General features: G+C 41.3%; 20 protein-coding genes and 1 pseudogene. 17 read left to right on the forward strand and 4 right to left on the reverse strand.

Going from position 1 to position 19,797, the window contains the following annotated elements; all coding sequences use genetic code 11:
• Window positions 1–119: 119 nt before the first annotated feature.
• From rpsF to rplI, 4 genes are read left to right on the forward strand one after another with little or no spacing between them, the layout of a single operon-like run.
• A complete protein-coding gene (gene rpsF / locus CXF88_RS02605; protein WP_011638789.1) occupies window positions 120–512 on the forward strand; it encodes a 30S ribosomal protein S6 in 393 nt (130 codons plus the stop codon).
• A gap of 21 nt (window positions 513–533) precedes the next feature.
• Window positions 534–821, forward strand: a complete 288-nt coding sequence (gene priB, locus CXF88_RS02610) for a primosomal replication protein N (protein WP_011638788.1) — start codon at window positions 534–536, stop codon at window positions 819–821.
• A 12-nt stretch (window positions 822–833) separates the two neighbouring features.
• Window positions 834–1,061: a 30S ribosomal protein S18 gene (gene rpsR / locus CXF88_RS02615; protein WP_101085203.1), complete on the forward strand. Its 228-nt coding sequence runs from the start codon at window positions 834–836 to the stop codon at window positions 1,059–1,061.
• Between the two features lie 45 nt (window positions 1,062–1,106).
• Window positions 1,107–1,559 carry a 50S ribosomal protein L9 gene (gene rplI, locus CXF88_RS02620; protein WP_101085204.1) on the forward strand — a complete coding sequence of 151 codons (453 nt, stop codon included), beginning with the start codon at window positions 1,107–1,109 and terminating at the stop codon, window positions 1,557–1,559.
• An 883-nt stretch (window positions 1,560–2,442) separates the two neighbouring features.
• On the opposite strand, the pseudogene CXF88_RS02625 reads toward rplI, so the two are convergent.
• Window positions 2,443–4,626, reverse strand: a pseudogene (locus CXF88_RS02625) (S46 family peptidase); the annotation flags it as partial.
• 130 nt (window positions 4,627–4,756) lie between these two features.
• Between CXF88_RS02625 and dnaB the strand changes: the two are divergent.
• Both dnaB and alr read left to right on the forward strand, forming a co-directional pair.
• Window positions 4,757–6,163 carry a replicative DNA helicase gene (dnaB, locus tag CXF88_RS02630; protein ID WP_101085206.1) on the forward strand — a complete coding sequence of 469 codons (1,407 nt, stop codon included), beginning with the start codon at window positions 4,757–4,759 and terminating at the stop codon, window positions 6,161–6,163.
• 145 nt (window positions 6,164–6,308) lie between these two features.
• Complete coding sequence (gene alr / locus CXF88_RS02635; RefSeq protein ID WP_101085207.1) at window positions 6,309–7,427, forward strand: alanine racemase; 1,119 nt, start codon at window positions 6,309–6,311, stop codon at window positions 7,425–7,427.
• Between the two features lie 194 nt (window positions 7,428–7,621).
• Here the strand turns inward: alr and CXF88_RS02645 are convergent, their stop codons facing one another.
• A complete protein-coding gene (locus tag CXF88_RS02645) occupies window positions 7,622–8,089 on the reverse strand; it encodes a chemotaxis protein CheX (RefSeq protein WP_101085209.1) in 468 nt (155 codons plus the stop codon).
• Between the two features lie 697 nt (window positions 8,090–8,786).
• Here CXF88_RS02645 and CXF88_RS02650 point away from each other — a divergent pair.
• The 5 genes from CXF88_RS02650 (at window position 8,787) to CXF88_RS02675 (ending at window position 12,885) form a co-directional block, all read left to right on the forward strand.
• Window positions 8,787–9,182, forward strand: a complete 396-nt coding sequence (locus CXF88_RS02650) for a cupin domain-containing protein (protein ID WP_101085210.1) — start codon at window positions 8,787–8,789, stop codon at window positions 9,180–9,182.
• Window positions 9,183–9,427: 245 nt separating this feature from the next.
• Window positions 9,428–9,949, forward strand: a complete 522-nt coding sequence (locus tag CXF88_RS02655; protein ID WP_101085211.1) for a hypothetical protein — start codon at window positions 9,428–9,430, stop codon at window positions 9,947–9,949.
• A 465-nt stretch (window positions 9,950–10,414) separates the two neighbouring features.
• Window positions 10,415–11,464, forward strand: coding sequence for a tRNA dihydrouridine(20/20a) synthase DusA (gene dusA, locus CXF88_RS02665; protein ID WP_101085213.1), 1,050 nt, complete (start codon window positions 10,415–10,417; stop codon window positions 11,462–11,464).
• Window positions 11,465–12,197: 733 nt separating this feature from the next.
• Complete coding sequence (locus CXF88_RS02670; protein WP_059744650.1) at window positions 12,198–12,503, forward strand: hypothetical protein; 306 nt, start codon at window positions 12,198–12,200, stop codon at window positions 12,501–12,503.
• A gap of 181 nt (window positions 12,504–12,684) precedes the next feature.
• Window positions 12,685–12,885: a PspC domain-containing protein gene (locus CXF88_RS02675; protein WP_011638776.1), complete on the forward strand. Its 201-nt coding sequence runs from the start codon at window positions 12,685–12,687 to the stop codon at window positions 12,883–12,885.
• A 72-nt stretch (window positions 12,886–12,957) separates the two neighbouring features.
• Here CXF88_RS02675 and CXF88_RS02680 read toward each other — a convergent pair whose 3' ends face one another.
• Window positions 12,958–13,695: an enoyl-CoA hydratase-related protein gene (locus CXF88_RS02680; RefSeq protein WP_101085214.1), complete on the reverse strand. Its 738-nt coding sequence runs from the start codon at window positions 13,693–13,695 to the stop codon at window positions 12,958–12,960.
• 35 nt (window positions 13,696–13,730) lie between these two features.
• Between CXF88_RS02680 and CXF88_RS02685 the strand changes: the two genes are divergently transcribed.
• Genes CXF88_RS02685 through CXF88_RS02695 form a run of 3 tightly spaced genes read left to right on the forward strand, consistent with a single transcriptional unit; the run spans window position 13,731 to window position 15,940 of the window.
• The gene (locus tag CXF88_RS02685) at window positions 13,731–14,219 is read left to right on the forward strand and encodes a copper chaperone PCu(A)C (protein ID WP_101085215.1); all 489 of its coding nucleotides are present in this window, start codon (window positions 13,731–13,733) and stop codon (window positions 14,217–14,219) included.
• A 12-nt stretch (window positions 14,220–14,231) separates the two neighbouring features.
• Window positions 14,232–15,203 carry a DUF2333 family protein gene (locus CXF88_RS02690; protein ID WP_101085216.1) on the forward strand — a complete coding sequence of 324 codons (972 nt, stop codon included), beginning with the start codon at window positions 14,232–14,234 and terminating at the stop codon, window positions 15,201–15,203.
• A 2-nt stretch (window positions 15,204–15,205) separates the two neighbouring features.
• Window positions 15,206–15,940: a TIGR04219 family outer membrane beta-barrel protein gene (locus CXF88_RS02695; RefSeq protein ID WP_101085217.1), complete on the forward strand. Its 735-nt coding sequence runs from the start codon at window positions 15,206–15,208 to the stop codon at window positions 15,938–15,940.
• Window positions 15,941–16,072: 132 nt separating this feature from the next.
• Here the strand turns inward: CXF88_RS02695 and tolC are convergent, their stop codons facing one another.
• Complete coding sequence (gene tolC, locus CXF88_RS02700; RefSeq protein WP_101085218.1) at window positions 16,073–17,368, reverse strand: outer membrane channel protein TolC; 1,296 nt, start codon at window positions 17,366–17,368, stop codon at window positions 16,073–16,075.
• A gap of 424 nt (window positions 17,369–17,792) precedes the next feature.
• Here tolC and nudF point away from each other — a divergent pair, with 424 nt between their 5' ends.
• The 3 genes from nudF to cpdA are packed head-to-tail and all read left to right on the forward strand — an operon-like array spanning window position 17,793 to window position 19,771.
• Complete coding sequence (nudF, locus tag CXF88_RS02705) at window positions 17,793–18,419, forward strand: ADP-ribose diphosphatase (protein WP_101085219.1); 627 nt, start codon at window positions 17,793–17,795, stop codon at window positions 18,417–18,419.
• A gap of 39 nt (window positions 18,420–18,458) precedes the next feature.
• On the forward strand, window positions 18,459–18,896 hold the full coding sequence (locus tag CXF88_RS02710; protein WP_101085220.1) for a DUF1249 domain-containing protein: 438 nt from the start codon (window positions 18,459–18,461) through the stop codon (window positions 18,894–18,896).
• Between the two features lie 35 nt (window positions 18,897–18,931).
• Entirely contained in the window at window positions 18,932–19,771 is an 840-nt protein-coding gene (cpdA, locus tag CXF88_RS02715; RefSeq protein ID WP_101085221.1) for a 3',5'-cyclic-AMP phosphodiesterase, read from the forward strand.
• The last annotated feature ends 26 nt before the right edge of the window (window positions 19,772–19,797 follow it).

Below are 19,797 nucleotides of genomic sequence, written 5' to 3' on the forward strand. Positions count from 1 at the left end.
GTTTATAGCGTACTTTATGTATCATCGCGCGCTCAAATCAGTCACTTTAATTCGTTCCTTGCCTCCACATTGGTCTGACTGAGCCAGAAAAGAGGCTACTTAACCGTAAGGAGCAATAAATGCGTCATTATGAAATCGTATTTATGGTTCACCCAGATCAAAGTGAACAAGTCCCTGGTATGATTGAGCGTTACACCGGTGTTATCACCGCTGCTAATGGTACAGTCCACCGTTTAGAAGATTGGGGCCGTCGTCAATTGGCTTACCCGATCCAAGACCTACATAAAGCTCACTATGTTCTTTTGAACGTAGAAGCATCTGCAGAGTCTATCGAAGAACTAGAAACAGCTTTCCGTTTCAACGACGCTGTTCTGCGTAACATGGTAATGCGCACTAAAGCTGCAGTTACTGAAGCTTCTCCTATGGCAAAAGCAAGAGACGAACGTGATTCACGTCGTTCACCTTCTGATGACCGTAATGTAGAAGAAAGCGCTGAAGAAAACGCTGAATAATTTTTTGTGAATAATCACTTAATGTTGTCTGGAACGATAACTCGTTCAAGGCGATTAGATAGCCCTAGCGGTATAGCCCATGTGGTCATAACGGTAGAGCATAAATCACAAAGACAAGAAGTAGAAATGTTGAGAAACGTCTACTGTTTGATTCAAGTGGTATTAAGTGGTCCGCGCTTTGATAGCGTAGCAAATAAATTACAAGCAGGTGTGCAAGTTGATGTTGAAGGGTTTCTTTCACTACAACAAGGGCGAAATGGACAAAACCGTTTAGTCTTGCATGCTGAAAATGTCGAATTGAAAACTTAGGAGACTGTCAAAATGGCACGTTATTTCCGTCGTCGCAAGTTCTGTCGCTTCACCGCTGAAGGTGTTGTCGAGATTGATTACAAAGATATCGTTACTTTAAAGAACTACATCACTGAAAGCGGCAAGATTGTTCCTAGCCGTATCACTGGTACCAGTGCTAGATATCAACGCCAACTAGCTCGCGCTATCAAGCGTGCTCGTTATCTTTCTCTACTGCCATATACTGATTTACATCAGTAATATTGCAGTATTAATTATTCCTAACAGAATATTGAGGATTTGATAATGAACGTTATTTTGCTAGATAAAGTTGCAAACTTAGGTAGCTTAGGCGACCAAGTTTCTGTTAAAGCTGGTTATGCTCGTAACTTCCTTTTACCTTATGGTAAAGCAGTTGTAGCAAACACAGCAAACACTGAAGTATTTGAAGCTCGTCGTGCTGAATTAGAAGCTAAATTAGCTGCTGAATTAGCTACTGCGACAGCTCGTGCTGATAAATTAACTGCATTAGAAGCTGTTGTTATTGCTTCTAAAGCAGGTGATGAAGGTAAATTATTCGGATCAATTGGCAACCGTGATATCGCTGATGCAGTTACTGCAGCTGGCGTAACACTTGCTAAATCTGAAGTTCGTTTACCTTTAGGTGCTTTACGCACTACTGGTAGCTTCGAAATTGAAGTTCAAGTACACGCTGAAGTTAAAGCTGTAGTTAAGATTGCTATTGTAGCAGAAGCTTAATTACTGTTTAGCTCCATAAAAAACACCGCCTCCGGGCGGTGTTTTTTTATGTCTGCGATTTAATCACTAGCCTTGTTAACACCATCTGTTTAGGCCGCATGGCCAGCTGTTTAGGATCTTTCAATGCCAGAGAATATTCCAGTGAACCTCTATTTGATGGTCACTGGAATATTGTTTACCAGGGCTAGTTTAGTTCTTTTTTAGTCGCTGCTTCAGGCGCTACTACAACAGTCGCTTTGGCCGGTGCTTTGGTTGCAACTTCGGCAGCTGCTTCAGGGGCTACTACAACTGCCGTTTTGGCTTGTACTTTGGTTGTAACTTCTGCAGGGGCTTCTGGTACTACTACAACTCCGGCTTTAGCAGATGCTTTGGTTGCAACTTCGGCAGCTGCTTCAGGGGCTACTGCAACTGCTGGTTTGACTTGTACTTTAGTTGCAACTTCTGCAGCGGCTTCTGGTACTACTACAACTGCCGCTTCGGCTTGTACTTTGGTTGTAACTTCGGCAGATGCTTCTGGTGTTACTGCAACCACTGCATTGGTAGGAACTTCAGTCGCTGCTTTTATTGCAACATCGGGTGCAACTTCAATTGCCGCTTCTGCAGGTATTTCAGTTGCAGTTTCTATTGCAACATCAGGCGCTACTTCAGTTACCGCTTTGGCTGGTGCCTCAGTTGCCACTTTGGCTGGTGCCTCAGTTGCCACTTTGGCTGGTGTCTCAGTTGCCACTTTGGCTGGTGTCTCAGTTGCCACTTTGGCTGGTGTCTCAGTTGCCACTTCGGGTGTGACGACTGTTACTGCTTCAGTTGCAATTTCAGGCAATATTTCGGTTGTTGCTATGGCAGTAACTTCAGTTGCTACCTTTGCTTCTCCTTCAGTCTTGGTCACTAAGGTTAACTCTTTTATCAAATTATCAGCGTGATCGACCTTGTCCATCATCCACAAAATGTAGCGAATATCGACATGTACGGCACGGGTAATCGTTGGGTTAAAGAACCAGTCTTTAGTGATGGCTTCATAAGTTGAGTCGAAGTTAAGACCAACTAACTCACCTTTACCATTTAACACTGGTGAGCCTGAGTTACCACCAGTAGTGTCAGCACTTGATAAAAAGTTAACCGGTACAGAGTTAAAATCGGCGGGCTTGTCTAAACAAGACATAAATTGACAACTGCTTTGCTGCTTATATACCGATGTGACGCGATGTTTACCTAAGTCGTCAGCTTTAATTGCCGCTAACAGTTTCGCGGGAGCATTATACGGTGCTTCACCGGTGTTTTTGGCTAGGATGCCAGCTAAGCGAGTAAATGGCTGCTTGTATAATGCATCTTTAGATTGATAGCCATCAACCATACCGTAGGTAATACGTAATGTGCGGTTAGCATCAGGGTATACAGGCCAGTTATTTGATTTGTAATAATCAATAATCGCCTTCATATATTCAGGACGAACAGATGACAATTTACCTGCAAGTAGCTTTTCGCTCTTTTCCAATGCCATATTGGTGTCATGAATGGCCACCGCTAAACGAATAAATGGGTCATCGCTAATCTCAAAATCTTCAGATCTTTTACTCATCCACGCTAGGCGTTTAGCTTGGTCGGTGAGCTCTGTTAATGCATACAAACCTTCCACTTTAGACTCTAGCTGTTCAAAATTGTCTGAGCTGCTTAAGGCGTTATCAAACACTTCAGTTTTTAACGGTTGTCTTACATAGGCTTGTAAGTCTTGTAACCATAAAATTTTATCGACCACGGGATCGAAGCTGCTATCGATACGTTTAAGTGCTGCTTTAAACATTTTCATATCACGCAGCTGAAACCCTGACTCACGTTGGTCATTGGGTTTCTTCCTTTCTTTAGCTAAACGGTACAGTTTGCTAGCAGCCTGGAGCATTTCGCTTGATTGGGCATTTTTAAAGAAATAATTGGTTTGCATTTGCTGATGTTTTTCAGCAAGTAGTGCTTCAAGATCACTGATGAGATTTTGGTTAGCACCAGGATCTTTTTTAAGCCAAGCGAGAAAGTCATTCTCACGTTGCTGTTTAATACCAACAATATCAGTGGCGTTAAAGCCATCTAATAAGCCATTAAGCTTTTTCATCCGGTTAGCCATTGAGGCCATAGTGCCGGCATATTTAAGCGCGATATCTTTATCTACATCGCCCATTAAGGTAATGGTATCAATTTGCAACTGGTAGCGTTTTGCGTAGGTTGGATATATCCAATCACTGGCAAACTGTAACTCACTGGTTAAGTTGTAACGGCTGGTAGAACCTGGATAACCGGCCACAAAAATACCATCGCCTGCTTTTACACCGTCTGCGTTCACTTTTAAGTAGCTCTTAGGCTGATATGGCACATTGCCTTTCTTAAACGTTGCAGGCTTACCGTCTTTGCCCACATAGGCGCGTAAAAAGGTAAAATCGCCAGAATGACGAGGGTATTCATAATTGTCGATATCGCCGCCAAAGCCGCCAATACTTTTAGGTGGCGCATACACCAAGCGTACATCTCGAATGATTAACTGTTTCGTCAGATAATATTCTAAGCCGTGGTGAAAACTGTTAACTGAGCAACGGTAGTTGTCATCTGATTCGCAGATTTTAATTAATGCTTTTTTATTCGCCTGGATATCTTCAAAGCGTACCAAAGGTTCGGTGCTTAAGTTAGCCATAACGCTATCGGTCACGTTGGTAACTTCCTCGGTAATGTATAAGCGTTCGTTTGGCCCAGCAGAAGGTTCTTCCGCTTGGGTGTTTGCTAAAAAGCCATCTGCGAGGTAATTATGTTCTTTTTTGCTGTTATATTGTATGCCGCGATAAGCACAATGATGGTTTGTGACAACTAGGCCTTGGGGGGATACAAAACTGGCGGTACAATACCCCAAACTGACGACAGCATTCATTGGGTACTGTCCCAAATCTGCCAGTTGTGATGCGGGAATATCAATACCACGTTGCAGGAGTTTGTCGGCAATGGATGGCATTTGATACGGTTGCCACTGCCCTTCATCGGCAAAGGCAAAACCAGATGTCAGCACAAGTGCTGCAACGAGTGCTATACGCATGTATTTTCCTTAAATAATTATTTTATTTCCGTTTGACGGAGCTGTTATTCTAATCGGTAATGACGGCAAATTAAGCTAGACCACGGTGTTATACCATATTTTATAAAGTCGTTGGAAATTGGGAGTGTTAATGTCACAGCAAGGTGCTTTTAAAGCAAGAAACAGGCAAAGAGATGTAGAAGTTAATGCATTAAAATTGCCTCCTCATTCAATAGAAGCAGAACAATCCGTTTTAGGTGGATTGATGCTAGATGCTGAAGCGTGGGATCGTGTTTCTGAAGCGGTTGTGCCAGAAGATTTTTATTCTCGTTCTCATCGAATGATTTTCACGGCTATGCAACGTTTAATGGAATCGGGCCAACCGCTGGATTTAATTACCGTATCCGAACAGCTCGAAATTGAAGATCAATTAGACGATGCTGGCGGCTTTGCTTACTTAGGCGAAATTGCCAAAAATACCCCCAGCGCCGGTAATATTCTATCTTACGCAGACATTGTGCGTGAACGTGCCGTAGTACGTGACATGATTGCCGTTGCCCACGAAATTGCCGATGCGGGTTATAACCCAGAAGGCCGTGATTCAAGTGCATTATTAGATTTGGCTGAAACCAAAGTCTTTAAAATCGCAGAAATGCGTACCAATGCCAATGAAGGCCCGGAAAACATTAAAAGCATTCTTGAAAAAACCGTCGATAGGATTGAGCAGCTTTATAACAATCCCCATAACGGTGTGACTGGTGTTTCAAGTGGTTTTAATGATTTAGATAAAATGACCGCAGGTTTTCAGTCTGGCGACTTAATTATTGTAGCCGCGCGTCCTTCTATGGGTAAAACCACCTTCGCGATGAACTTGTGTGAACAAGCCGCCATGAATGAAGACAAGCCAGTGCTTATTTTCAGTCTCGAGATGCCGTCAGAACAGATTATGATGCGTATGTTAGCCTCGCTTGGCCGTGTAGACCAAACCAAAATTCGTACAGGTCAATTAGACGATGAAGATTGGGCGCGCGTGTCTTCAACCATGGGTATCATGCTTGAACAAGGTAAAATGTACATCGATGATGGCTCAGGGTTAACCCCAACCGAAGTGCGCAGTCGTGCCAGACGTATTGCGCGTGAGCATGGCGGGTTATCAATGATCATGATCGATTACCTGCAATTAATGCAGGTACCGTCGTTAAAAGATAATCGTACCTTAGAAATTTCAGAGATCTCTCGTTCATTAAAAGCCTTAGCCAAAGAATTAGAAGTACCTGTTATTGCATTGTCGCAGCTTAACCGCTCGCTAGAGCAACGAGCCGATAAACGCCCAATTAACTCTGACTTACGTGAATCGGGTGCGATTGAGCAGGATGCCGATTTAATTATGTTCATCTATCGCGACGAAGTGTATAACGACAGCTCTGAAGATAAAGGCACCGCAGAAATCATTATTGGTAAGCAACGTAACGGACCTATTGGGCGTATTCGTCTGGTATTCCAAGGTCAATTCTCTCGCTTTGATAACTATGCTGGGCCGCAATTTGAAGAAGATTAATCATTGATTAGACTGTATTTGTGTTTTTAGTATCGTTATTTATGATATTAGTTTATCTCTGTTAATGAGGTTGCATTCATGGCCCTAAACCTCTTAACAGACAGCAAGCCGCGCCATGTTATTTATTGTTAATTAAGGCAACCTATTGAAACCTTTTCCTCGTGCAGAAATCAGTCGTTACGCATTGCAAAGTAACTTGGCACAATTGCGCCTTATTGCGCCCAATAGCAAAATTATGGCAGTGGTTAAAGCCAATGGTTATGGCCATGGGTTATTAAATGTGGCTGAAAGTGTCGGCTTATTAAATTATGTAGAAAGTGTCGGCAAGTATCATGGCGGCGCAGATGGGTTTGGTTTGGCAAGGCTTGAAGAAGCATTGCAACTCAGAGAAGGCGGCGTAAAAGGTAAGCTTTTATTATTAGAGGGTTTTTTCCGTCAGTCAGATTTACCCACACTGGTTAGTCATAATATCGATACTGTGGTTCATCATGAATCGCAATTGCAAATGCTTGAAACTATCACGCTAGATAAGCCTGTCACCGTATGGATAAAAATTGATACTGGCATGCATCGTATTGGCTTTAGTCTTGAGCAGTTCGACAGTATTTATCAGCGTTTGCTGGCTTGTCCGCAAGTGGCTAAGCCGATTCATTTAATGACTCACTTTGCCTGCGCCGACGAACCCGATAATATCCTTACTCAAACGCAAATGAATGCCTTTGAGCAATTGATTAGTGGCTTAGAAGGCGATCGCACCTTAGCAAATTCTGCAGGTACCTTATTTTGGCCAACAAGCCAAGCCGACTGGATAAGACCCGGCATTGCGCTTTATGGTGTATCTCCGGTGGTGGGTGATAGGGGCGTTAATCATCGATTAATTCCGGCGATGGAATTAGTATCCAATCTGATAGCTGTGCGCGAACATAAAGCCGGCGATAGTGTCGGCTACGGTGCAACTTGGACCGCTAAAAAAGACACTCGCTTAGGGGTTGTTGCCATTGGTTATGGTGATGGTTACCCACGTAATGCGCCAGAAGGCACACCTGTATGGATTAACGGCCGCCGAGTACCGATAGTCGGTCGAGTGTCTATGGACATGTTAACCGTAGACCTAGGTGCCGATGCACAAGATAACGTCGGCGATAGTGTTCAGCTGTGGGGTAAAGCGCTTGCAGTAGAAGAAGTGGCCGAACACATTGGTACCATTGCTTATGAATTAGTCACTAAGCTTACGCCACGAGTGTTGGTTGAACTGCTCGATTGAGCATGAGATTGATATAAACAATGCCCAATACGTAGATAACGTGTTGGGCATTGTTGTTTTAGATACTTTTTTAGGTGCTGTAGTTTTAGATACTGTTGTTTTAGGTGCTGTAGTTTTGAGGCTCCGTTTTTTTAAGAATTGGGTGCCAGCGTTAGATTCAGTTTTTCACTTTGGCGTTAACTTCTAAGGTTTGATTAAGAATCCTCAAAGCAAATTTCAATAAAAGCGTTACCGAATTCGTGGCTAAAAGGCATCATGATTTTTTTACCGCGCGCTTTATGAGAAATAGTATGGTTTTTACCAGACACCACAGCCGGTGTTGCCATATCAAAGTCGTAACCTTTTTCGCTGAGTAAGTTTTTGGCACCGCCAGTCACCATGTTAGTTATTTCACCCACTAAATCAGTAACTTCATCATTAATAACCCCCGGTTTTTCACCAAGCATTTTATTCATAATTTCAAGGATAAGTGATTGCTCAAAAGTAATCGACAGCGAACCGCGAGTTTTAGGCCCCACCATACCAATCAAACCAGATACGTCACCTTTTGCAAGGTCATGGTTTTTTAATTGAGGTTTACCAGGCTTAAGATCCATTGTTGCCATGGTAGAGATTACATTGATTAAAGACACAAGAAATGGGTTGATGAATTCAACGTTCATAGGCAAAGCAATCCTTCTACATTTTAAAGGGTGGCATAGTATATAGAGAGGGCATAAAGAGTGCGTAACGCTACACGGCCCTATCATTATAGTAGCTGACTAACACAAATACTGACTATATCAGCAAAGTGAAATACAGGTTTAAGCTTAGAGCACAAAAAGGAAATTGATAGTGGCATTAACGGTAAAAATATTTTTATACAGTTAATTCATGTAACAAAAATCTAGAATGAGCCATTAATTTACTATGGTAGGTCTAACGCTACAAGGGCTGAGCTGAGCATCAATTGATTGCGCTACTGACTAAGGTGGTTTCTAGTTGGAGCTAATATTGATTACCCATGGACTTAAAGCAATTAGCGCGACAGCGAAGACTGCAAACGTTGATTATCCAATGATGATAAATTCGGTTAATGCCACATCAAAGCGAGGCTCACCAACGGATAAGCACAGCAATAGCTATGCTCGTGCGCTTCTTTTCCATTATATCGATGTTGGATAGTTCATTATGTTAAGTCGCTGACTGTAATTGTAATGATTCAGTTTGGAATTTCTATTAGCTAGTTCATGTTTTTAACGCTGTGTTGGCTACCTGAAAAGCTAAGATGATTTAATCGCTTTACATCAATAAGATGGCAAATGTAGGATAAATCAATACTGCAATGACTAAACGTCATGTACCACAAGGATCGAGCAAGTGTCGAAATCTGTAGCAATCACAATAAATGATCAATTTTCACGAGTTGATTTTCTGAAACATAGAACGCCAGAAACCACTAATGAACAAGCAAAAAATGCTTTTGCGCTATTATCTGAATATAGAGACGGTGGAATATATATCGCTCATTATTCCGGTTTTAGTGAGTGGGAGAAACACCCAAAAGGTGATGAGTTCATTCAGATTTTAGGTGGAGAAACGACATTAGTCCTTCTAGTTGATAACGTAGAGCAACGTTACCCTTTATCGACGGGGCAAATGTTGGTTATCCCCCAAGATGTTTGGCACCGTTTTGAATCACCAGAAGGTGTTAAAATTATGACAATAACACCGCAACCAACAGAGCATAGTATCGAGAAGCCAAACGGAACATAACAAATAACGATAGGTCGGCTGAAGCCGTATTAAGTACCCATTAGCGCGAGCAGCCCGATTCGGTTAAGCAAAAATGCTGTCGTGAAATGTGCCGTTGTGCAATGTGCCGTTGTGAAAGGTAGTAAGAAGATAAACCTTGGATTACTCTGCATATTTAAACTTTAAGCTATTGTTTTAGATTGTTTTTTAATTTCATGAGAAATCATATCGTTGTACAATAAAAATAACTAAATAAGAGGTGTTCTATGGATGGAAAATCATTAATCGTTATTTTAATAATGGTGTCAGCTTCAGCTTCAGCTTCAGCTTCTGCAGAAGTCTATAAGTGTGCAGATGGTAAGTATCAAGCAGACCCGTGCGACGACCAAAGCGAACTGTTAGATTTAAGTAATGTAGGCAGCGTGGTTGCACCATCGAGAGGTTACCCTGAAAGCCTAACTAACGAGACCATAGATGCAAGGCAGCTGGATAGTGCTGTTAATGCGCGTGATAAAAAAGCTGAAATCGCTCAATACTTACGTAAACAAAAAATTGAACGTGACATTAGAAACCTCGAAAAAGAAAGGAAAAAAGCGTTCAAAGATCGTGATGATAAAATCGATCAATTGCGTACCACTGGTAAGCGAGCTAACAATAATTTAGCGGGTGCAACTTGGCAGCAAAGTCTAGCGCAAGAAATGACTGCAGTTATGCAACAGGGAAGTACAGAAGTCGAATCAATTGATCGTCAAATATCTGCACTTAGGTCTGAATTAAAACAACTGTAAACCAAACAAACTAATCAATAACCGTAGCTACCAATTGGTGGCCTTTCTTTACGCGAATTAAGCAACGGTACTTACATGCACCATCAGCTTTATCATGTTTATGAATGCTATAAGACGCCATAATTTTGGTTCCCCACTTTTATTTGCCCAATTCATTATGGTTCCCCTGGCCTCTAAAAACGTGTAAAAGCGTCTTAAAATGTGTGAAAAACTCAAAAACGTGAGAGGTGTTAATTCAGTGAATACAACGTCAAAGCTAGCCATACCAAAGTATACACTCTATCGCACCGTGATCTTTCCTTAAATCAGTAGACACTTGCTTCTCGATGATGGGTTAATGATATAATTAGCCATTACTTAGGGCAGCCCAGTTGTTTTAGCCTAATTTATGACTTTTTTACTGGCTCCTTGTGCAACAACGATTACCCAAAATGCAGCTAAAAAGGTGCATCAATACCGCAAATTATGAGTATAAAGAATTCAGTGAATACAACACCAAAGCTAGTCATACCAACAGATACGCTTGATCGCACCTTTTCCATAGCGCCGATGCTGGATTGGACTGACCGCCACTATCGTTACTTTGCACGCCTTATGTCGAGCAAAGCCTTGTTGTATACCGAGATGATCACCACGGGTGCCATATTACAAGGTAAGGGCGACTATTTAGCTTATAACGAGCAAGAGCATCCTGTAGCGTTACAGTTGGGTGGCTCTAACACTGTGGATTTAGCGGCGTGTGCCAAATTGGCTGCTGAGCGCGGTTATGATGAAGTGAACCTCAATGTAGGGTGTCCGTCTGATAGAGTGCAGAATGGTCGCTTTGGTGCGTGTTTAATGGCTGAACCTGCGTTAGTAGCGCAATGTGTTGATGCGATGAAGCAGGTAACCGATATGCCGATCACGGTAAAAACCCGTATTGGGATTGATGAGCAAGACAGTTATCAGTTTTTAACGGATTTTATTGAAACCGTGAACGCTCAAGGTTGTAGTGCATTTACTATTCATGCGCGTAAAGCCTGGTTACAAGGGTTAAGCCCGAAAGAAAACCGTGAAATTCCGCCGCTAGATTATGATCGGGTTTACCAGTTAAAGCGTGATTATCCACACTTGAACATCAGCATTAACGGTGGCATTAAAACCCTTGAAGAATCTAAGCTGCATCTAACCCAGCTAGATGGAGTGATGGTGGGGCGTGAAGCTTATCAAAACCCCTATATATTGGCGCAAGTTGATCAGCAATTGTGTGGACTCGATACCGTGGTGATTACTCGTCAGCAAGTGATTGAGCAAATGTTGCCGTATATTGAGGCTCATTTAGCCCAAGGCGGTCGGTTAAACCACATTACTCGTCATATGATTGGTTTATTTCAAGGATTGCCGGGTTCACGTGGCTGGCGTCGTCATTTAAGTGAGAATGCTCATAAGCCTAATGCTGATATTGGGGTAGTGCTTAAAGCCGCTGAGTTTGTTGATGCCGAAGCATTGGCCAGTGACGAATCGACTTTGATATAACACTTTATATTAATAGGTTATATCGAGAAGTTATATCGCGAGGTATTTCAATAGAATACGTTGTCAAATAAATGCCCAGACGGTTATATTAACAATAGCCGTTAGCATATCAAAAGCGTCTTTTATTAGGCGCTTTTTGATTTTTAACTCGCTTGTAAAATCAGCTCGAGAATCCATAAAGCCTGCTAGACAAAAGTGGCCAAGACAATTACCTATGATAAGACCTAGAAAGACTAGACCGTCACTGACTATTGTCAGTAACGATTGTCACGAATCCAGTTACTAAACCTGTCACTCACGCAATCATTTTCTCAATTATTAACTCACCCATTATCTTGATCATTAACTCTGTCAGCGTAACCATCACATTCATCAACTATTAATCTCGCCGTTAATTTAACCTCTATTTCAGCCACTCATCTAAGCACTTACTTCGCTGTAGCTTTTCGGTGGGTGGTAATATTGGGCTATTTCTGACGACGTTTTAGTCTTGCTAAGATGCTTAATAAAAATCACTGGTCATTTTCACTAACTATATGGTTAATTTTACTACCTGTTGGTTTTTTGCTCACGACTTTAGTTCAGTTATATAAACTATAATTAATTTATTTGGCTTACAAATTAAGTGGTTAGAGTGGTTTTTAAAAGTTGGCACGCAGCTTGTAATACCTATTGTGTAATCAACTAGACGGGTGTTTAGTTGCCATTAACCAACACAAGAAAGGATGCCATTATGTCTACATTAACTTCAACCAACGTGATTCGCCGTAGTGTTCAACTATCAATTGCTGCAGCATTATTGGTTACCGCCAGTGTTTCGGCACAAGCAGATGAAATTTCAATCTCTAATACAGTCGCTGCGCTAGAACAGAATATGACGCAAGCGAGCCAAGAGATGATTTCAAATGTGAAGCAAGAGTTAATGCTGTCGTTGCAAACTCAAATTGCTGAACAAGTTTTTGAAATTAATTCAGCTTTAGAGTTTGCTAGCTTTGAACAACCACAAGTGAGTACCGCTGTAGCTGCTGAGAATAAGTAATGGATGGGGCGATGAATATAGGCTTGGTGCTGCCATTAATGTCGTTATTGTTATTGCCAGTTATCAGTTTTGCATTGTGTGCGATGTTAGTCAGCTGGCTGTTTTGGCCAAGCATTAATGACCAAGCTTAATCTTAACTCATTGCTTTTAGAATAAACCTTATTAAGTACGAGAGGATAATATGAACCGTTTAATCAATAGATTACAAGATGAAACTCGAATTGTATGTGGCGTATCTGCGAAGTTAGCAAAACAATATGGCTGGTCATTACTTTGGACTCGTATTGTGACAGTAGGATTAGTGCTAACCAATCCAAGTATTAGTTTACTTGCGTACTTTGTGATTGCAGTGGTGATGAGTCAAAAAACATCTCGATTTTAAGGCTTGCCCAGTAATGAGTAAGCGGGGGAAGTTTAATTACCCCGCAGATAGGTTATGCATTGATGTATGTGGTTATTTTTTTAAGAAAGCTTGGAAGCGTTGTTTTGCTTCGTTACTTTGTAAGCGTTCAGCAAACTCAACTAATTCTAATTTCATCTGAGCTTTAACTTCTGCCTGGTTATGACGTAAAAGCCGTTTTGATGCTTGCATAGATAATGGTGGCAGAGCTGCCAATTTTTTTGCTTGCGCTAGACTGAAGCTAATGAGCTCGTCTTGCGCAACTACGCGGTTAATAATGGTTAATTTTTCAGCCGTCTCTGCATCAAAGGCTTCGCCCAGTAAAATCAGTTCAGCCGCTTTTTGTTGGCCAACAATTAAGGGTAACAAGATGCTTGAGGCTGCTTCTGGTACTAGCGCTAAATTGACAAATGGCATTTGGAATTTAGCCTGATTGTCGGCGTACACTAAGTCGCAATGCAATAGTAGAGTTGTTCCTATTCCCACAGCCGCGCCGGTTACCGCTGCAACCACAGGCTTTTTAAGATCTAACAAACAAAACAAGAATTTAACGGTTGGATGATTGTCATCTAAGGCACCACTTTGCAGAAAATCGACGATATCATTGCCAGAGGTAAAACAGTTTTCGGTACCATGGAACAGAAAGGCACGAATATCATTGTCGGCTTCACCTTGGATCAGGTATTCTGTGAATTGCTGATACATTTCTAGATTAAAGGCATTGCGCTTTTCTGGACGATTAAAACTGATGATACGCACGCCTTGATCATCTCTTACCTGAATATGACTCATTCGTAGCTTCCTGTTGTGAACGCGAGTGGGATTACATGGAGTTTAAGACATTGAAAGCAATATTCAAACATCTGTTTAACTTTTTAGTGTTATCATCATTATCATTCACCGCCACTGCTAACGTTGTCCTGGTCGATGGACATGTTAGAGCTATGCCTGCGAGTGTGCCTAATACCGCCGCTTATTTTACGTTAGAAAATCATAACAACAGCGATGTTAAGTTAGTTGAAGTGAAGACCAGTGCGGCAAAAGTAGCGCAGTTACATACAATTTTAGAAGAAGATGGCATGGTTAAAATGCGTCAAGTCGAAGGGTTTACTATACCGTCTCACGGTTCGTTAACACTTCAACCTACTGGCGACCATGTGATGTTGTTGTCGTTAACTGCGCCATTGGTTATTGATGATAAAGTGCCTTTAGAATTAATTTTTGAAGATGGTCAACATCTTATGATTGAGCTTACAGTGCTTAAACAGACCGCGGCTCAACATGATGAACATGTCGAGCATCATCACCATCATTAAGGAGCAATATTGATGCAAGTAACAAGGAATAAAATTTTAGCCGTTGTTGGTGTGCTGGGTTTAGTACTTTACTTTGTTAGCGTGTGGTGGAGCGTTGAGCCGGATCCCATTAAGCCGGTCTCGTCGCAAACTGATAACGGTAAGTTAATTGTGGGTTATGCCACAACGACTGCATTAATTGATACCATGGAAACCTTGCTGGATAAACCAGGTGGTTGGCTATCTAATGATATTATGCCTCCGTCGGTAATGATGGATAACATGCCTGCATTTGAATTTGGTGCATTAGAGCAAGTGCGTGATTTAGCACTGACTATGCGTAAAGAGTTTAGTCGTTCGCAGTCGCAGTCGACGGCGGACACTGATTTGTTAGCCGCTCATTCGAAGTTAAACATTGGTCATACTAGTTGGTTAGTGCCAAGTGCTGAAGGTGAGTATCGTGATGCGATCAAATTATTGAAACTTTACCGTGCTAAAATCAACGACGCTGATAACAATAATGCTCAGTTTTATGCTCGTGCAGATAATCTCAATGAATGGTTGAAAGAAGTTCAGAAACGCTTAGGCAGTATGTCGCAACACTTATCTGCCAGTGTGGGCCAAGAACGCTTAAATACTGATTTAGCAGGTGATAAGTCTGCGCGTCAATCTACACCGGGTTTATCGAGTAATGAAATTAAAACCAGCTGGTGGAAAATTGATGATGTATTTTATGAAAGCCGTGGTTCAGCCTGGGCATTATTGAATTTTATGCGGGCTATTGAAGTTGATTTTGCCGATGTGTTAGAAAAGAAAAACGCTGAGGTCAGTTTACGTCAAATTATTCGTGAACTTGAAGCAACTCAGCAAACAGTTTGGAGCCCTTTGGTTCTTAATGGAAATGGTTTTGGTTTAGTGGCTAATCACTCGTTGGTGATGGCTAATTATATTTCGCGTGCAAATGCCGCGGTAATTGATTTAACTAATTTACTCTCACAAGGATAATGATGAAAAAGACTCTTCTTGCCACAGCTGTAGTGGGCCTTTTAAGTGTGTCATCGGCTCATGCGGCAACTGTATTGGGTTTTAAAGTAGGCGCCGATTATTGGCAGGCAGACACCACAAATGCATTTAATGATGATAGTGGTGTTGCTCACAGCTTTAATGATGATTCTTCACAAGGTAGTGTGTGGATTGCTGTTGAGCATCCATTGCCGTTTGTGCCTAATGTTAAAATTCGTGAAAACCGTCTTGAGTCGAGCACGAGTCTTGCTAATGCCGACTTTAACTTTAACGGTCACAATTTTACTGGCGAAACCTCAGTGACTAATGACTTAAGTAATACTGACTTTGTATTGTATTACGAAATTCTTGATAACGACTTAGTGTCTGTTGATTTAGGTGCGGCATACAAGTTAATGAGTGGTTCATTACGTGTTGCTGATGCAGGTCACCCAGAAGAGGTGGATATCGATAGCGGTATCGTGATGGGATACGCCAGTGCACAAGTCGGCATGATTGGTTTAGGTTTGTTTGGCTTTGCTGATGTAATGATCGGTGTAGATGAATCTAATGTATATGACTATGGTGCAGGTTTAGGATGGCAGTTTGACGGATTAGCTGTCGATACTTCTATCCGTGTTGGTTACCGCGAGTTCAATTTTGATGTAAGCAACTTCTCTGGTGTTTCTCAGAATACTGACTTTAGTGGTGCATTTGCTGGTGTTGAATTAGTTTTCTAATTCGGTATCGAGCTTAACGATTATATAAATAATTATAATGCCTATAAAAAAACCGCCAATTGGCGGTTTTTTTGTGGGAGCTTATTTTTGTGTAAGCTTAGTGCTTAGTGCTTAGTGCTTAGTGACTAGTGCTTATTGAGCAATAAGTCCGCTGTTAATCGAGATAACATCATCTTCGTTCAACGTACCCGCAGCCTGTTTAAGCGCTAATATAGAGTTAATATAACCATAACGAGCTTCAGATAGTTGACGCTTTGAATCATATAAGTCACGTGTACGGTTTAGCACATCAACAATTGTACGCGTACCCACTTCAAAACCAGCTTGGGTTGCTTTTAGCGCGCTTTCAGATGAAATAACTGATTGCTCATACGCTTTGATTGAACTGATAGACGCATTCACGTTGTTAAAGTTATTACGCACGTTTTTGGTAACGCTACGATGAGTTTGCTCTAATTTCTCGCTAGCTTCCACATATCGGAATTGCGCTTGCTTCACTTGAGAGGTGACTTTAAAGCCTTCAAAAATTGGAATGCTTAACGTGATACCAACATTGCTGTTGTCATAATCTGGACCAGGCGTTTGATCAACGCCTTTGTTGTAACCAGCATTGAAGTTCAATGAAGGCATATGGCCAGCTTTGTACAATTTAATGGTTTCATTGGCGATATCTTTAGCGATACGTTGAGTCATTAAATCGATACTATTGGTTTCGGCCATTTTTAACCAAGCAGCAGACGATGCAGGGGCAGGTGTAACGGCTGAAAAACGGTTAGTATCAAGAATATCAATTGATTTATGATCTATACCAGTAATTTCACGTAATGTTTCGTAGCTATTGTCTAGGGTATTTTGAGCCAAAATTTCTAATGCTGATGCTAAGTCATATTGTGCTTGAGCTTCATGTACATCAGTAATTGCGGTTAGGCCGACTGCAAAACGTTGCTTAGTTTGTTCAAGCTGACGTTCAATGGCGGCTTTTTCTGCACCTTGGAACTCGTAGTTATCTTTAGCCGTTAATACGTCAAAGTACGCTTTAGTTACGCGAGTGATTAACGATTGTAATGAAGATGCATAAGTTGAATCGGCTTGAGATGCTGCCATTTCAGCAAGATCTAAACCAACCCATGCACTATGATCGTATATAACTTGAGTTAAGCTAACACCACCCGTTAATCCGTCGGTGTCTGCTAAAGGATCGTTCCACGCTTTGGCATAACCAACGTTTGCACTGATGGTAGGCAATAACGGTGCACGGTTTTCTTGAATACTCGCGTATAACGCATCACGTTGTGCTTTGGCTTGTAAAACGATAGGGTCGCTAGTGAGTGCTTTTTGATAAATTTGAAGTAAATCGTCAGCTTGTACTGCTGGTGCTGCAATAGCAAATGCTAATGCTGCGTATAATGAACCAATTTTGAATTTCATTTGCTGCCCTTTTTAGACAATTCCTCGGTAATTTGAGGTGTTGATTAACTTATAATTTGGTCATGCTCTTGGTTAAGTAAATGATTTATCATCATTTAATCTTAACTCGGCAATCAGTGTTAACTCACTTGCTTAATGAATATGCACAATAATTTACAGATGATAGCGTCGTTCAATGTCGACATTTCATCGTTGATTACATATTGCTCACAATATATCGATTATGTCATGTCGATTACTACATATTGTGCACTACTTAATAGTAGTGATTTTTTCATTTTCAAGTCAAATTTGAAGTGTAACAGATTTTATTTTAATTAGACCCGTTTTTGCTTTTTCAAGCTCAAATGCTTAGTTCTTAATTATGTTAATTTAAACTGTTAAAATGACCCGTTAGTTTATGTTTTGATAGACAAGGATAAATATGTCTGAGCAATCGGTGTTAACAACCTTTGACGCAGAGTCAGGTTTTAGTTTGATATCTAAAAAAGTGTTGTATAAAGGTTTCTTCCAGTTGGACGAATACACCTTTAAGCATAAGTTGTTTAAAGGTGGCTGGAGTGGTGAGATTACCCGTGAGGTTTTTGAGCGCGGTAATGCGGTGGTTGTACTGCCTTATGACCCGGTTCGTGATGAAATTGTATTAATCGAACAAATTAGGGTACCTGCATTAGCAACTACTAAATCAATCTGGCTTCTTGAGTTAGTGGCAGGTATGATTGAGCCCGGCGAATTTCCAGAACAAGTTGCAGAGCGAGAATTGGCCGAAGAAGCTGGATTAAGTCTATTAGGTTTAACACGCATAAACAGTTACTTAGTCAGTCCTGGTGGCACTTCAGAGCGTTTTCATTTGTTTTGGGGGCAGGTTGATACGACCAAAGCTGGCGGAATACACGGACTTGAACATGAAAATGAAGATATTCGTGTGCATGTTGTTAGCCGTGAACAAGCCTATGAGTGGATTAATAATGGTCGCATTGACAATGCATCGACGGTATTAGGCATCCAATGGTTGATGCTAAACTACCAACAGATTCGTGACGCACTTTAGTTTATTGAACATGGTGATAAGCAAGATAGGAATGATTGAGTGGCAGAGTTTAACCAGAGACAGAAGCAAAAATATCAACCCAATATCAGCGCATTTTTAGCGGTATGTGGTCGAAATTATGCACATATTTTAAAATGGTTACCCGATCAAATTACGGTCAATGTGCCTTGGCAGGTTGAAGGTGAGTTTGGCCAGTTGTCGATCAATCTTCTTGAGAATACTAAATATACTCAGTTAATCGAAATATCGCGCCCTATACCAAATGGACATTTTTTTAAATCTCCAAACGCAATTGTTCGTGTCTATCATGATGCTCAATTAGCAGAAGTGTTAACTAGCCAACAGATTTATCGCTTAAAGCCAGTGTATGATTACCCGAATATACATATGCATCATAGCGATGAAAAATTTCAGGTGAATGCATTCCTTGAGGAGCTGTTGAAGATTGGGTCTCTGAGAGTGACTTGCCAATCGTAGCTTTTTTCTTCTTTTTACCATGTTAGGAATATTTTGTGCTTAAAGACGCAGTGCATTATTCTGTTGCTGAAAATGAGCCTGTGCGATTAGTACAAGTGACGGATCCGCATCTTTTTGCTGATCCTGAAGGTCAATTGCTTGGTGTTAATACGGCACAAAGTCTTCAAGCCGTGTTGAATACGTTTATTGCAACCCAATATCCCGCCAATATTTTATTGGCTACGGGAGATATTAGCCAAGATTATTCACCTGAGTCTTATCAGCACTTTGTGCAGAAGATTGAGATGTTAGATCTGCCTTGTCATTACTTACCCGGAAACCACGATGATCCTCGCTTAATGAGTCTGCGTATGCAGGGTGAAAAAGTGTTTGGTCAACAACGGATAATTATTGGTAACTGGCTAATATTAATGCTTGATTCAACTGTTCGTGGTAAGCCTGGTGGCTATATGGGCGAACAGCAGTTTGCATTGATCGAGGCTTCAATTAAGGCGACACCAGATAAACATGTGTTATTAGTGATGCACCATAATCCTATTTTAATGCAGTGCGCTTGGTTAGATCAGCATTGCATGATGAATGGCGAAGACTTTTTGCAACGAACAAGTCGCTACCCGCAAGTGAAAGGCGTTCTTTGGGGGCACGTACACCAACAAGTCGATAATATTCATCGTGGACCGCATGGTCCTATTCCACTAATGGCGACACCATCGACGTGTATTCAGTTTAAACCATTATCCTCCTATTTCGCCTTAGATCATCGTCAACCGGGTTATCGTTTGCTGGAGTTGGCAGGCGATGGTAGCATTCGTACTAATGTGTATCGCGTGCCTGGAAATCGATTTGCACCCGATAATGAGGCCAGCGGATACTAGTTTAGTGCGTCATCTTATGTTACTAA

Origin of the sequence: Shewanella sp. ALD9 (genome assembly GCF_002836315.1) — a bacterium.
Lineage (GTDB): Bacteria > Pseudomonadota > Gammaproteobacteria > Enterobacterales > Shewanellaceae > Shewanella.

Coding starts and splice junctions, on each gene's coding strand:
- CXF88_RS02675 (WP_011638776.1), top strand. CDS start 12,685: ATGAACCGTTTAATCAATAGATTACAAGATGAAACTCGAATTGTATGT.
- rplI (WP_101085204.1), top strand. CDS start 1,107: ATGAACGTTATTTTGCTAGATAAAGTTGCAAACTTAGGTAGCTTAGGC.
- CXF88_RS02655 (WP_101085211.1), top strand. CDS start 9,428: ATGGATGGAAAATCATTAATCGTTATTTTAATAATGGTGTCAGCTTCA.
- tolC (WP_101085218.1), bottom strand. CDS start 17,368: ATGAAATTCAAAATTGGTTCATTATACGCAGCATTAGCATTTGCTATT.
- CXF88_RS02690 (WP_101085216.1), top strand. CDS start 14,232: ATGCAAGTAACAAGGAATAAAATTTTAGCCGTTGTTGGTGTGCTGGGT.
- CXF88_RS02680 (WP_101085214.1), bottom strand. CDS start 13,695: ATGAGTCATATTCAGGTAAGAGATGATCAAGGCGTGCGTATCATCAGT.
- CXF88_RS02685 (WP_101085215.1), top strand. CDS start 13,731: ATGGAGTTTAAGACATTGAAAGCAATATTCAAACATCTGTTTAACTTT.
- priB (WP_011638788.1), top strand. CDS start 534: ATGTTGTCTGGAACGATAACTCGTTCAAGGCGATTAGATAGCCCTAGC.
- CXF88_RS02695 (WP_101085217.1), top strand. CDS start 15,206: ATGAAAAAGACTCTTCTTGCCACAGCTGTAGTGGGCCTTTTAAGTGTG.
- rpsR (WP_101085203.1), top strand. CDS start 834: ATGGCACGTTATTTCCGTCGTCGCAAGTTCTGTCGCTTCACCGCTGAA.
- rpsF (WP_011638789.1), top strand. CDS start 120: ATGCGTCATTATGAAATCGTATTTATGGTTCACCCAGATCAAAGTGAA.
- CXF88_RS02645 (WP_101085209.1), bottom strand. CDS start 8,089: ATGAACGTTGAATTCATCAACCCATTTCTTGTGTCTTTAATCAATGTA.
- dnaB (WP_101085206.1), top strand. CDS start 4,757: ATGTCACAGCAAGGTGCTTTTAAAGCAAGAAACAGGCAAAGAGATGTA.
- nudF (WP_101085219.1), top strand. CDS start 17,793: ATGTCTGAGCAATCGGTGTTAACAACCTTTGACGCAGAGTCAGGTTTT.
- dusA (WP_101085213.1), top strand. CDS start 10,415: ATGAGTATAAAGAATTCAGTGAATACAACACCAAAGCTAGTCATACCA.
- CXF88_RS02670 (WP_059744650.1), top strand. CDS start 12,198: ATGTCTACATTAACTTCAACCAACGTGATTCGCCGTAGTGTTCAACTA.